The sequence below is a fragment of the Streptomyces colonosanans genome (genome assembly GCF_001866645.1).
GTDB lineage: Bacteria > Actinomycetota > Actinomycetes > Streptomycetales > Streptomycetaceae > Streptomyces > Streptomyces colonosanans.
This window is the reverse complement of record NZ_MLYP01000007.1, coordinates 149,698-162,273: the sequence shown is the minus strand read 5'-3', so window position 1 is coordinate 162,273 and position 12,576 is coordinate 149,698. Positions and strand designations below refer to the sequence as shown.

Sequence of the window (12,576 nt, the reverse complement as noted above, 5' to 3'; positions counted from 1 at the left end):
GCCCGAAAGCGCCTCAGAGCCGCTCGGGCGTCCTGATGCCCAGCAGCGCCATGCCCTGGTGCAGAGTGCGGGCGGTGACGTCGCACAGGAAGAGGCGGTTCTCGACCTGCTCGGGCGTCTCGGCCTTCAGCACCGGGCACTTGTCGTAGAAGGAGGTGTAGAAGGACGCCAGCTGGTAGAGGTACCCGGCCAGCTTGTGCGGGGCGTACTCCGCCGCGGCCTCCGCCACCGTCTCCGCGAACTGGTCCATGTGCAGACCCAGCGCCCGCTCCGCCTCGCTCAGCGCCAGCTCCGGGTGCGCGGCCGGGCGTACGTCGCCGGCCTTGCGGAGGATGGACTGGATACGGGCGTACGCGTACTGGAGGTACACGCTCGTGTCGCCGTTCAGCGACACCATCTGGTCCAGGTCGAACTTGTAGTCGCGGCTCGCCGACGTCGACAGGTCCGCGTACTTCACCGCGCCGATGCCCACCTGGGTGCCGCGCTCGGTGATCTCTCCCTCGGACAGGTCCTGCGCCTTCTCCCGTACGACGGCAGAGGCGCGCTCGATCGCCTCGTCGAGGAGGTCGACCAGCCGGACCGTCTCGCCCTCACGCGTCTTGAACGGCTTGCCGTCCTTGCCGAGGACCGTGCCGAAGGCGAGCTGGATCGCCTTCACGCCGTCGTTCAGCCAGCCGGCCCGCCGCGCGGTCTCGAAGACCATCTTGAAGTGCAGCGACTGGCGGGCGTCCACGACGTACAGGAGGGCGTTCGCCTTGTGGTTGAAGACGCGGTCGCGGATCGCGGAGAGGTCCGTGGCCGCGTAGCCGTAGCCACCGTCCGACTTCTGCACGATCAGCGGGACCGGGTTGCCGTCGGGGCCCTTGATGTCGTCGAAGAAGACGCACAGCGCGCCCTCCGAGCGGACCGCCACGCCGGACTCCTCCAGCAGGCGGCAGGTCTCGGCGAGCATGTCGTTGTAGCCCGACTCGCCGACGATGTCGGGGTCCCGGATCTCCATGTCGAGCTTCTCGAAGACGGAGTAGAAGTAGATCTTCGACTCGTCCACGAACTTCTGCCACATGGCGAGGGTGTGCGGGTCACCGGCCTGGAGGTCGACCACCCGGCGCCGGGCGCGCGTCTTGAACTCCTCGTCGGCGTCGAACTTCCTGCGCGCGGCCTTGTAGAGGCGGTCGAGGTTCGACATCGCCTCCTCGCCGGTGACCTGGCCGGCCTTGTGGTCCAGCTCGTGCGGGTGCTCGTCCAGGTACTGGATGAGCATGCCGAACTGGGTGCCCCAGTCGCCGATGTGGTGGCGGCGGACCACGGTCTCGCCGGTGAACTCCAGGAGCTGGACGACCGAGTCGCCGATCACCGCGGAGCGCAGATGCCCGACGTGCATCTCCTTCGCCACGTTCGGCTGGGCGTAGTCGATGACCGTGGTGCCCGGCGTCTCGGCGTACGGCACGCCCAGGCGGCCCTCGGGGTCGGCGGCGCGGGCGGCGAGGTTCTCGGTGATCGCCCGGTCGGTGACCGTGATGTTGAGGAAGCCGGGGCCGGAGACCTCGATGTCCTTGATCACGCCACCGGTGACGACCTTGTCCACGACCTGGGTCGCCAGCTCCCGGGGGTTCGCCTTCGCTTTCTTCGCGAGCGCCAGGATCCCGTTGGCCTGGAAGTCGGCCCGGTCGCTTCGTCGCAGCAGCGGGTCCGCGTCGGCCTCCGGCAGAGTGGCCGAGAGGGCGGTCGCGAGGCGCTGGTGGACGGAGGCGGTGAGGGACGTGACCGAGGCCATGAGGTGGGAGCCGTTCTCCTCGTGCGTACGGATAGACGTGGCCAGTATCCCACGGGGGTAAAGGGGTTTTTCCGGCTGCGGTCTCCGACACGGGCGATCGGGATTTCGAGGTCCGCCACGCCTGCGCCCGGGCGCTGCCCTGCCTGTTTCAGGTGGGGCTTGAAAAGTGGTTTTCGTGGATGTGGTCGAGACAGGGACAATGGAGCGGGTCAGCCGTGTGACCATGCCGGCTGGGTGTGAGGAACTTCCAGACAAAGAGGACGTGCCGATCGTGGCTCAGAGCACCGAGACCACCGACTGGGTCTCCCGTTTCGCGGATGAGGTCATCGAAGAGTCGGAGCGCCGGGCCCCGGGCAAACCGGTCGTCGTCGCGTCCGGGCTCTCCCCGTCCGGGCCCATCCATCTGGGGAACCTGCGCGAGGTCATGACGCCCCACCTCGTCGCCGACGAGATCCGGAGGCGCGGGTACCAGGTCCGGCACCTGATCTCCTGGGACGACTACGACCGGTACCGGAAGGTGCCGGCGGGCGTCGCGGGGATCGACGAGTCCTGGGCCGAGCACATCGGCAAGCCGCTGACCTCCGTGCCCGCCCCGAAGGGCTCCGCCCACGCCAACTGGGCCGAGCACTTCAAGGCCGCGATGATCGAGTCGCTCGCCGAGCTGGGCGTCGAGTACGACGGCATCAGCCAGACCGCGCAGTACACCTCCGGTGCCTACCGCGAGCAGGTCCTGTTCGCGATGAAGCACCGGGGCGAGATCGACGCGATCCTCGCGCAGTACCGGACCAAGCCCAAGGCCGCCGCCAAGAAGCAGCAGAAGCCCGTCGACGAGGCCGAGCTGGAGGCCGCCGAGGGCTCCGGTGCCGCCGCCGAGGACGACGGCAGCGCCGGGTCCGCCGGGTACTTCCCGTACAAGCCCTACTGCGGCGGGTGCGGCAAGGACCTCACCACCGTCACCGCGTACGAGGACGACACCACCGAGTTGACGTACTCGTGCTCGGCCTGCGGCTTCTCCGAGACCGTCCGGCTGAGCGAGTTCAACCGCGGCAAGCTCGTGTGGAAGGTCGACTGGCCCATGCGCTGGGCCTACGAGGGTGTCGTCTTCGAGCCCTCCGGCGTCGACCACTCCTCGCCGGGCTCCAGCTTCCAGGTCGGCGGCCAGATCGTCGGGATCTTCGGCGGCAAGCAGCCCATCGGGCCCATGTACGCGTTCGTGGGCATCAGCGGCATGGCCAAGATGTCCAGCAGCAAGGGCGGGGTCCCGACCCCGGCCGACGCCCTGCGGATCATGGAGCCCCAGTTGCTGCGCTGGCTCTACGCCCGCCGCAAGCCCAACCAGTCCTTCAAGATCGCCTTCGACCAGGAGATCCAGCGGCTCTACGACGAGTGGGACAAGCTGGCCGCGAAGGTCGCCGACGGTTCCGCCCTGCCGGGTGACATGGCGGCGTACACCCGTGCCGTCGGCAGCGCCGCCGGTGAGCTGGCGAAGACGGCCCGCCCGCTGCCGTACCGCACGCTCGCGTCCGTCGCCGACATCACCGCCGGCCACCAGGACCAGGCCCTGCGCATCCTGTCGGACCTCGACCCGGCGAACCCGCTCACCGCGCTCGACGAGGCACGGCCGCGCTACGACAAGGCCGAGGCTTGGATCAACACCTACGTCCCGGCCGACCAGCGCACCATTGTCCGTGGCGAGCCCGACGCCGAGCTGCTGAAGTCCCTTGACGAGCAGGCCAAGCAGTCGCTGCGGCTGCTGCTCGACGGGCTGGAGAAGAACTGGTCCCTGGACGGGCTCACCCACCTCGTGTACGGGGTGCCCAAGGTCCAGGCCGGTTTCTCCGCCGATGCCACCCCCAAGGAGCTGCCGCCGGAGATCAAGACCGCCCAGCGGACGTTCTTCGCGCTCCTCTACCACCTGCTCGTCGGCCGCGACACCGGGCCGCGGCTGCCTACGCTGCTGCTCGCGGTGGGGCAGGACCGGGTGCGGGCCCTGCTCGGGGAGTAGAACCGCTCGAGTACGACAAGGGGCGCCCGGTGTTCGCCGGGCGCCCCGCGCCGTACTTCCCTGGTACTTCCCTGTGGTTATGCGATGTGGTCCTCTTCCAGCTCCGCGTTGAAGCGATTGGAGAAGCGGTTCACCATGCGCTTGGCGGCGGTGTCGCCGAGGGAGATGTTGTACGTCGCCTCGACGCTGTCGCTGAACTCACGGGGCGTGGGCAGGCTGCCGTTGATCGACCGGCGGAAGACCTGGTAGTAGTCCTCCTCGCCCGGTTCCGTGCCGCCGCCCTCGCCGAGCCGGCGGGTGCGGTTCGGGCCCGACGGAATGGGGAAGCTACCGGTCTCCTCCGCGGAGGGCTCCTGGGCGGAGGGCTCCTGCGGCTGCTCCGGGCCGTCCTGCTGCCGGCCCTGGTGCTGCTCGTCCTGGAACCCCTGCTCTTCCTGGACCTCCTGCTCCTGCTGGAACTGCTGCTCCTCGTACCACTGCCAGTGCTCTTCCTCGAGGTCGTAGGAAGGCTCCGGTTCGTACGCCGGGTCGTAGCCGCCGTGGTACTCGACCTGCTGCGGCGGCTTGAACCAGGGGTTCAGCTCCGGGGACGGCACGGCCTCGGGGGCCGGAAGGTCCTGGGGTTGCCCGGGGGCCGGGTTGCGCTCCAGCTGGGGGCGCTGCTCATCGGGTGTCGCCGCCTTCTGTGGTCCCGCTTCGGCCGGGGCGCCCACGGCCACCTCCAGCTGGGGCGCCGGCGGTATCAGGGCCGGTTCGATGCCCGCCGCCGCCAGGCCCGCCGAGGCCGTCTCCGCGAGCGGGACGCCGTACCGCGCGAGCCTCAGCGGCATCAGCGACTCCACCGGGGCCTTGCGCCGCCAGGCCCGGCCGAAGCGGGAACGCAGCCGTGCCTGGTAGACGAGACGTTCCTGCTCCAGCTTGATCACCTGCTCGTAGGAACGCAGCTCCCACAGCTTCATACGGCGCCAGAGAAGGAAGGTGGGCACCGGGGAGAGCAGCCAGCGGGTCAGGCGGACGCCCTCCATGTGCTTGTCGGCCGTGATGTCCGCGATCCGGCCGATCGCATGGCGGGCCGCTTCGACCGCGACCACGAACAGGACCGGGATCACCGCGTGCATGCCCACGCCCAGCGGGTCCGGCCAGGCCGCCGCGCCGTTGAACGCGATCGTCGCCGCCGTCAGCAGCCACGCCGTCTGACGCAGGAGGGGGAAGGGGATGCGGATCCAGGTCAGCAGCAGGTCCAGGCCCAGCAGCACGCAGATGCCGGCGTCGATGCCGATCGGGAAGACGTAACTGAAGGTCCCGAAGCCCTTCTTGACGGCCAGCTCGCGGACGGCCGCGTACGAACCCGCGAAGCCGATCCCGGCGATGATGACAGCGCCGGTGACGACCACGCCGATCAGAACCCGGTGTATCCGTGTCAGCTGCAGTGGCGCGGCCACCTCTGAATCCCCTTCCAGTGCGTGTTGTTGCGCGCAACAGGGTGGCACACACGTGCGGTGAACGAGTGGCCGGAGTGACGGAAGCCCGGTCCGTACGGGACCGGGCTTCCGTCAACTGCCCTGGTGTCGCCATGAATTAGGCTCGGTCAGTTCTTTCCTGACTCCGACGCGGACGAGGACGCCCCCTTCGACGGGGAGGCGTTCTTCGACGCCTTCTGCGCCGGGGCGTCGCTCGCCTTGCCGCCGCCCTTGTTCGCTGCCGAGACCGCCGACACCGTCTCCTTGGCGGCCTTCTCGGCGGCCGCCGTCAGGTCGCCGACGTCCGGCGTCTTGTCGCCCGCCAGGCCCGCACCGTTGTAGTCGAGGGTGACGACGACGTTTTCCACGCGTGCCACGACCGTCTGCTGCCTGAAGGTGCCTTCCTTCTTGTCCAGGACGTAGCGCACCGTCGTCGCCTCGTCGCCGGTCCCCGAGACCGGCTCCGACGCGGTGTTGCTCGCGCCCTGGACGGACTTCGCGTCCTGCACCTGCTTGGTGTAGTACTCGTGCGCGAGCTTGTTGCCCTCGCCGCGCGTGGCGTCCGAGTCGAAACGCAGCAGGGAGACATTGAGCCAGCGGAACTGCGAGCCCTTGACGCCGTTGTTCTGCAGGCTGTTCCACGAGCAACTCGATCGCGTGCCCGCCTCGCTCGACTTGCCCTTCTTACCGGACTTCGCCGCCTTAGGTACGAGGTCGCCCAGGGTCTTGGCGGACAGGACGGAGCAGGGCTCGGGCAGTGTCGCGTACGCGGCCGGCTGCACGGTGTTCGCCGAGGCGCTCTGCGTGGGCTGAGAGCTCGAGGTCGCCTTCTGCTTGGCGTCGCCGCCGGAGCCGGACCCGGAGTCGGAGCCGGAGTCGGAGGAGCAGCCGGCGGCGACGAGCACTGCCGGGACGGCGGCCGCGCAGACGAGGAGGCGGCGAAGGCGCGGGCCCCGTCGGCCCGGCTGCCGCTCGCCCTGGTCGTGCTGGTCTCTCCCCCACTGCCTGAAGGGCGTGGGAGGTATCCCCATGTCTCGCTGTGCAGGTCGGTGCATGGTTCCTTCACTCATGACGCTCGTGGATCGTGCGGTCGGATCGGGTCCGAGGGGCCACCGTACGTGGTGGTGACGCGTGCGTCGCGAGGTTCGGTGTTCCGGGTGGGGTGGTGCGCAGGGGTGCGTCAGCCGAGTGAACCGGCCAGCCGCTGGGCCAGTTTCTGTGCCCTGTCCTGCATGTCCTGGCTGCTCGGTGCGGTTTTGGCGGGGGGCGGCTGCTCGTCGTACTCGAGGGTCACGATCACGTTGGACGTGCGAAACACCACAGTCACGGTGTGCTGCCGGCCGGTGCCCTGCTGGTCGTTCAGGAACGCCTCGTCGCCGAGGTCGTCGAGGGCGCGGGGCTGGAGGTCCGTCGGGGTGTCGGTGGCGGACGGGCTCCCGGAGGCGGGGGCGGACGGGGAGCCGGAAGGCATGGCGGTGGCGTCGGCGCTGCTGCTGCTGTTGTTGCCGCTGCCGTCCGGAGGGGTGGAGCCGGGACCGGAGCTGGAGCCGGAGCTCGAACTGGAGCTGGGCAGCGGGATGTTCGCGGACTTCGCCTTGTCGGCGAAGACCTCACGGGCGCGGTTGTCGTCGCTGACCGTGTTGTCGTACGACACCACCCGCTCGAGGTCGAGGTGCAGATGGGCCGTGGTGTCGGCCGACTCGGCCTTCCAGCGGCAGCCGGAGCGCCGGTCGTTGTTGTAGGTGAGGTCGGCCTCACCTTCGTAGGCCCTGTCGCGCTGTGCCCGGTCGGCTATCTGCTTGATTCCGGGCATGAGCGAGTCGAGCATGCCGTGGCTCACGGCGCTGCACGCGTCGGTGAGGGTGTGGTACTTGCCGGGCTGGGCGGCGGTCGCGCTCGTGGTGGAGTCGGCGGACCTGGAGCCGTCCGCCGTGTCGTCACCGCCGGACCCGCCGGTGCAGGCCGCCAGCAGTGCCGTGAGGAGCATGACGGCGCCCGGTACGTACGCCTTCCGCTGCACGGTGAGGCTCCTCTCGACGGTTCTGCGGGCTGTGTCCGCTGGTTATTCGGTTGCCGCGCGGGGCGGGCCCCTGGAGACAATGTGTATCGCACGCACTGCCGTGGACGCCGGTCCGTTGTCCTTTACGTCGACCTTGACTCCGGTATTTGTGCTTTGAGACTTGTGTTGTTTTCCTGGGGGATTGAGGCGATATGTCGTATGTAGAGATGCCGGGGGCGAAGGTTCCGATCCGGATGTGGACGGACCCGGCGGCGGTCGAGGGCGCCGCGATGCAGCAGCTGCAGAACGTGGCGACGCTGCCGTGGATCAAGGGCCTCGCGGTCATGCCGGACGTTCACTACGGCAAGGGGGCGACGGTCGGATCGGTCATCGCGATGCGGGACGCGGTGTGTCCGGCGGCGGTCGGTGTGGACATCGGCTGCGGGATGTCCGCGGTCAGGACCTCGCTCACGGTGAACGACCTTCCCGGGGACCTGTCGCGGCTGCGGTCGAAGATCGAGCAGGCGATTCCGGTGGGACGCGGGATGCATGACAGCCCCGTCGACCCGGGGCGGTTCCACGGGCTGGCGACATCCGGGTGGGACGACTTCTGGGGGCGGTTCGACGGGGTCGCCGAGGCCGTGAAGTTCCGCGAGGAACGTGCGACCAAGCAGATGGGGACGCTCGGCTCGGGGAACCACTTCATCGAGGTCTGCACGGACACGACCGGCACCGTCTGGCTGATGCTGCACTCCGGTTCCCGGAACATCGGCAAGGAACTGGCCGAATACCACATCGGCGTGGCCCAGAAGCTCCCGCACAACCAGGGCCTGATCGACCGCGACCTCGCCGTCTTCGTGGCAGACACCCCGCAGATGGCGGCGTACCGCAACGACCTGTACTGGGCGCAGGAGTACGCCAAGCACAACCGCACGCTGATGATGGCGCTCCTGAAGGACGTGGTCCGCAAGGAGTTCAAGAAGGCGAAGCCGACGTTCGAGCCGGAGATCTCCTGCCACCACAACTACGTGGCGGAGGAGCGGTACGAAGGCATGGACCTGCTCGTGACCCGTAAGGGCGCGATCCGGGCCGGTTCCGGCGAGTACGGCATCATCCCGGGCTCCATGGGCACGGGTTCGTACATCGTGAAGGGCCTCGGCAACGAGAAGGCGTTCAACTCGGCGTCGCACGGCGCGGGCCGGCGCATGAGCCGCAACGCCGCGAAGCGCCGCTTCACGGCGAAGGACCTGGAGGACCAGACACGGGGCGTGGAGTGCCGTAAGGACTCCGGTGTCGTGGACGAGATCCCGAGCGCGTACAAGCCGATCGAGCAGGTCATCGACCAGCAGCGCGACCTCGTCGAGGTCGTGGCGAAGCTGAAGCAGGTCGTCTGCGTGAAGGGCTGACGCACCAGACCCCCGGCCGGAAACCGGGGGTCTCGCTATGCCCGGCCGCTCGCCCGTCCACCCGTGGTGGTCACTTCGCGTGCCTCACCGCGTAGATCATCACGAACGCCACGACATGGATGCCGAAGAGGAAGTACGCGAGGTAGTACCAGACGTAGCGCTCGCGCTTCTTCTCCAGGGACAGGCCCTGCTGTTCCGCGGACGGCTCGGGCTCGTCCTCCGGGGTCGGCTGCGTCATCACTTCTCGCGGTGGACCTTGGTGTTCGATGCCTGGGCGCGCGGGCGGACCACCATGAGGTCGATGTTGACGTGGCTGGGACGGGTGATCGCCCAGCCGATCGTGTCGGCCACGTCCTCCGCGGTCAGGGGCTCGGCGACGCCCTCGTACACCTTCGCCGCCTTCTCCGTGTCACCGTCGAAGCGGGTCAGCGCGAACTCGTCCGTCTTCACCATGCCGGGGGCGATCTCGATCACCCGGACGGGGGTGCCGACGATCTCCAGGCGGAGGGTCTCGGCGAGGACGTGCTCGGCGTGCTTGGCGGCGACATAGCCCGCGCCGCCCTCGTACGTGGCGAAGCCCGCGGTGGAGGAGACCACCACCACCGTGCCGTCGCCGCTCGCCGTCAGCGCGGGCAGCAGGGCCTGGGTGACGTTCAGGGTGCCAAGGACGTTCGTCTCGTACATCCGGCGCCAGTCGTCGGGGTCGCCGGTCGCGACCGGGTCCGCGCCGAGCGCGCCGCCCGCGTTGTTGACCAGGACGCCGATGGTCTGGAAGGCGGTCGCGAACTGGTCGACCGCCCCGCGCTCGGTGACGTCCAGCGCGTACGACGTCGCCGAGTGGCCCGCGGCGTTCAGTTCCTCCGCGAGCGCCTCGATGCGGTCCTTGCGGCGGGCGGTGAGGACGACGCGGTAGCCCTCGGCGGCGAGCCGGCGGGCCGTTGCGGCACCGATTCCGCTGCTCGCGCCGGTGACGACGGCGATGCGGGAGGCGGCGGAGGGTGCGGCGGCGGTCATGGGCTGCTCCTCGGACGGCAGGCTCGTGCGGACGGGCACACGGATCGGTCGGTACGGGGTCGTCGGTATGGGGGTGTCGGTACGGGGTCGTTCGCGCGGGGTGCCCCTACGGGTTCGCGAGCGACGTCCGCCCCAGGATAGGCGCCCGGACCGGGGGTCCGGCGGAGTGCCGTAGGCGTGGCCGGTCGATGTCCGAAGGGCTGCGAACCGTCAGTGCCCCCGCGGCGCCCACATGATGACGGCCATCCCGGCGAGGCAGACCAGCGCGCCGGTCACGTCCCAGCGGTCGGGGCGGTAGCCGTCCGCCACCATGCCCCAGGCCAGCGAGCCGGCCACGAAGACGCCGCCGTACGCGGCGAGGATGCGGCCGAAGTGCGCGTCCGGCTGAAGAGTGGCCACGAAGCCGTAGACGCCGAGGGCCATCACGCCCGCGCCGGCCCACACCCAGCCGCGGTGTTCGCGCACGCCCTGCCACACCAGCCAGGCGCCGCCGATCTCGAACAGCGCGGCGACGACGAAGAGGGCGGCGGAGCGCAGGATCAGCATGCGGCCACCCTTGCATGCCGTTCCCGGCGCGCCCGAGGGGGCCGCCACCGTGGCCCCTCACCTGCCCGGCGGCGTCTGCCACGGCGTGCGGGGTTTTCGGCCGGTGCGGCGAGTGGGGGTACCCCCTGCTCGAAGAGCTTGGGGGAGCGTGCCGGGCGTCGCGATGGGGCAAACGTTGCCTGCCGGGGCCCAGGAGGGCGCGTACGCCGTCGGCGGTACCCCCACCGCCGCCGTGAAGTCCCGCACCAGATGGGCCTGGTCGGCGTAGCCGAGGTCCGCCGCCAGGCCCGCCCAGTCCACGGCCCGCTCGGTCTCCGCGCGCTCCAGCACCTCGTGGATGCGGTAGCGCAGAATGACCCACTTCGGGCCCACCCCCACATACGCGGCGAACAGGCGCTGCATGAGGCGCACGGACATGCCCTCCGCCCGTGCGAAGTCGGCGACGCGGCGGATCGTGCGATCGGTGCGGATGCGGTCGACGAGGGCCGTCGCGAGATCGGCCCGCGGGTCCGGGCGGGGGGCGAGGCTCAGCAGGAACGCGTCCAGGGCGGCCACGCGGGCGCGATCGTCGCCGGGGGTGAGGACCGCCGCCGGGTCCGTGTCCGGGTACACCTCGGGCAGGGGGACGTGGCGGTCCGTCCAGTCCGCCACCGGGCGGTCGGGGGCGAAGGGACGGAAGCCGCCCGGGCGGAACTGGATCCCGCACACCCGGCCGCAGCCCTCCAGCTTCCGTGTGGACAGCTTCAGGCCGATGCCCGCGACCTCGCCGAAGGGCGGCTGGTCGTAGTAGCGCTGGAAGACGATGTTCACCGACGGGTGCGGGACGACATGGGACGCGTGCGGTTGCGGCAGGTCCCAGTCCATCAGCCAGTAGTGCTCCAGATAGGGGCGCAGGGGCTCGGCCGGCTCGTATCGCCGGAAGGCGACGTGTGAGAAGAGTCCCGCGGCGTCGACGATGCCTCGTGTGTCACGGCGTGGGGCAGCCATGGACGGATCGTACGAGCGAGCACCGACAACGGAGGCGGCGTGCTGCGCCCGCCCCGGTCGTCCCGCGTCGGGTTCGCGCAAGCCGTGGGGCGGGCCGGGCGGTCCGGTGCGACCCCGTGCGTAAAGCGTGAGGGAGGGGTGGGCCGCCACCGTCGTACCGCTCCGGCCCACCCCTCCCGCGCGGACGGAACCCCGGGGGGTTCCAGGACCGGCCAGGCGGCCTCCGTCACCCGGCCGCGCCCTGGGACGGCGGGCCGGGTGGCCTGTGGAGGTGGGACCTCCCGCCGCCTGCGCGGCGCGGCCCCGGTCGTACGTCACCTGTTCATGGGCGTCCTTCGGGCGTCCACGCAGCCGTCACGCGCCCTGCGGGGAATCGGCGGGGCGGGAGGGCGATCGGTACCATCCGGCGACGAGCCCCAACCCGTCGGCCGGTGCCCGCGACCGCTCCGTCCCGGCCCCGCCTCGATGGCTCTCCGGCGCGGCCCCCGGGCGGGGACCGCTGTGGTGTGACATAGCCGACACCCTGGCCCGACCAGGTAAGTCGCCGCGTTCTGAGCGGTGAGAGGCGGGTAAGAAGCCCGTCCGCAGCTCGACTCGCCCGGTGGAGCACCCCTGCGGCCTTGGCAGACTGGTGGGGTGACCCAGACCGTGCTGCTCGCCGAGGACGACCGCGCCATCCGCCATGCCCTGGAACGCGCGCTGACGCTGGAGGGTTACGCGGTGACCGCCGTGGCCGACGGGGTGGAGGCGCTCGCCCAGGCCCATCGCACCCAGCCCGACGTGCTCGTTCTCGATGTGATGATGCCCGGCATCGACGGCCTCCAGGTGTGCCGTGTGCTGCGCGCCGAGGGCGACCGCACCCCGATCCTGATGCTCACCGCACTGGTGGAGACGGCCGACCGGATCGCGGGCCTGGACGCGGGCGCCGACGACTACGTGGTGAAGCCGTTCGACGTCGAGGAGGTCTTCGCCCGGCTGAGGGCCCTGCTGCGGCGCACCAACGGCTCCGCCCCCGAGGCGCCCAAGGAAGAGGAGAAGATCCCCACCGGCCAGGTGTGCGTCGCCGCGCTGCGCATGGACGTCCAGGCGCGCCGGGCCTGGCGCGGCGAGCGCGAGCTGGAACTCACCCGGACCGAGTTCGACCTGCTGGAACTGCTCGCCCGCAATGCCGGCATCGTCCTCGACCACGCCACGATCTACGACCGCATCTGGGGGTACGACTTCGGCCCCGGCTCCAAGAACCTCGCCGTCTACGTGGGCTACCTGCGGCGCAAGCTCGACGAGCCGGGGGCCCCGGCGCTCATCCACACGGTGCGCGGCGTGGGGTATGTGCTGAGGGAGGACTAGTGCCTCCTGCGCTCGGTCCGGCCACCGATGCCGGGATC

11 protein-coding genes are annotated in these 12,576 nt (G+C 70.3%); 3 read left to right on the top strand and 8 right to left on the bottom strand.

The window, feature by feature from the left end; translation table 11 throughout:
- Positions 1–13: 13 nt before the first annotated feature.
- Positions 14–1,774 (bottom strand): arginine--tRNA ligase, encoded by a 1,761-nt coding sequence (gene argS, locus BIV24_RS03700; protein WP_071364660.1) that lies wholly within the window; start codon positions 1,772–1,774, stop codon positions 14–16.
- Positions 1,775–2,036: 262 nt separating this feature from the next.
- On the opposite strand from argS, the gene lysS reads away from it, so the two are divergent.
- Positions 2,037–3,779: a lysine--tRNA ligase gene (lysS, locus tag BIV24_RS03695; RefSeq protein WP_071364659.1), complete on the top strand. Its 1,743-nt coding sequence runs from the start codon at positions 2,037–2,039 to the stop codon at positions 3,777–3,779.
- Between the two features lie 77 nt (positions 3,780–3,856).
- On the opposite strand, the gene BIV24_RS03690 is transcribed toward lysS, so the two are convergent.
- From BIV24_RS03690 to BIV24_RS03680, 3 genes are all read right to left on the bottom strand, one after another.
- Complete coding sequence (locus BIV24_RS03690) at positions 3,857–5,221, bottom strand: DUF2637 domain-containing protein (RefSeq protein WP_245766654.1); 1,365 nt, start codon at positions 5,219–5,221, stop codon at positions 3,857–3,859.
- Between the two features lie 146 nt (positions 5,222–5,367).
- Positions 5,368–6,309 (bottom strand): DUF3558 family protein, encoded by a 942-nt coding sequence (locus BIV24_RS03685; RefSeq protein ID WP_071364658.1) that lies wholly within the window; start codon positions 6,307–6,309, stop codon positions 5,368–5,370.
- 110 nt (positions 6,310–6,419) lie between these two features.
- Positions 6,420–7,259 (bottom strand): hypothetical protein, encoded by an 840-nt coding sequence (locus BIV24_RS03680; protein WP_071364657.1) that lies wholly within the window; start codon positions 7,257–7,259, stop codon positions 6,420–6,422.
- Positions 7,260–7,450: 191 nt separating this feature from the next.
- Here BIV24_RS03680 and BIV24_RS03675 point away from each other — a divergent pair, with 191 nt between their 5' ends.
- Positions 7,451–8,644, top strand: a complete 1,194-nt coding sequence (locus tag BIV24_RS03675) for an RtcB family protein (protein WP_071364656.1) — start codon at positions 7,451–7,453, stop codon at positions 8,642–8,644.
- 70 nt (positions 8,645–8,714) lie between these two features.
- On the opposite strand, the gene BIV24_RS34145 is transcribed toward BIV24_RS03675, so the two are convergent.
- From BIV24_RS34145 to BIV24_RS03660, 4 genes are all read right to left on the bottom strand, one after another.
- Positions 8,715–8,882 carry a hypothetical protein gene (locus BIV24_RS34145; RefSeq protein WP_177198614.1) on the bottom strand — a complete coding sequence of 56 codons (168 nt, stop codon included), beginning with the start codon at positions 8,880–8,882 and terminating at the stop codon, positions 8,715–8,717.
- Positions 8,882–9,658, bottom strand: a complete 777-nt coding sequence (locus tag BIV24_RS03670) for an SDR family NAD(P)-dependent oxidoreductase (protein ID WP_071364655.1) — start codon at positions 9,656–9,658, stop codon at positions 8,882–8,884. The genes BIV24_RS34145 and BIV24_RS03670 overlap by 1 nt, the downstream gene beginning before the upstream one ends.
- Positions 9,659–9,868: 210 nt before the next feature.
- Positions 9,869–10,204, bottom strand: a complete 336-nt coding sequence (locus BIV24_RS03665) for a YnfA family protein (protein WP_071364654.1) — start codon at positions 10,202–10,204, stop codon at positions 9,869–9,871.
- Between the two features lie 57 nt (positions 10,205–10,261).
- Positions 10,262–11,191, bottom strand: a complete 930-nt coding sequence (locus tag BIV24_RS03660) for a helix-turn-helix domain-containing protein (RefSeq protein ID WP_079167976.1) — start codon at positions 11,189–11,191, stop codon at positions 10,262–10,264.
- Positions 11,192–11,839: 648 nt separating this feature from the next.
- Here BIV24_RS03660 and BIV24_RS03655 point away from each other — a divergent pair.
- Positions 11,840–12,538 carry a response regulator transcription factor gene (locus tag BIV24_RS03655; protein ID WP_079167980.1) on the top strand — a complete coding sequence of 233 codons (699 nt, stop codon included), beginning with the start codon at positions 11,840–11,842 and terminating at the stop codon, positions 12,536–12,538.
- Positions 12,539–12,576 lie beyond the last annotated feature (38 nt).

Bases quoted from the DNA above. Each gene is read 5' to 3' on its own strand.
- argS (WP_071364660.1), bottom strand. From the start codon at position 1,774: ATGGCCTCGGTCACGTCCCTCACCGCCTCCGTCCACCAGCGCCTCGCG.
- BIV24_RS03685 (WP_071364658.1), bottom strand. From the start codon at position 6,309: ATGAGTGAAGGAACCATGCACCGACCTGCACAGCGAGACATGGGGATA.
- BIV24_RS03675 (WP_071364656.1), top strand. From the start codon at position 7,451: ATGTCGTATGTAGAGATGCCGGGGGCGAAGGTTCCGATCCGGATGTGG.
- BIV24_RS34145 (WP_177198614.1), bottom strand. From the start codon at position 8,882: ATGACGCAGCCGACCCCGGAGGACGAGCCCGAGCCGTCCGCGGAACAG.
- BIV24_RS03670 (WP_071364655.1), bottom strand. From the start codon at position 9,658: ATGACCGCCGCCGCACCCTCCGCCGCCTCCCGCATCGCCGTCGTCACC.
- BIV24_RS03665 (WP_071364654.1), bottom strand. From the start codon at position 10,204: ATGCTGATCCTGCGCTCCGCCGCCCTCTTCGTCGTCGCCGCGCTGTTC.
- BIV24_RS03660 (WP_079167976.1), bottom strand. From the start codon at position 11,191: ATGGCTGCCCCACGCCGTGACACACGAGGCATCGTCGACGCCGCGGGA.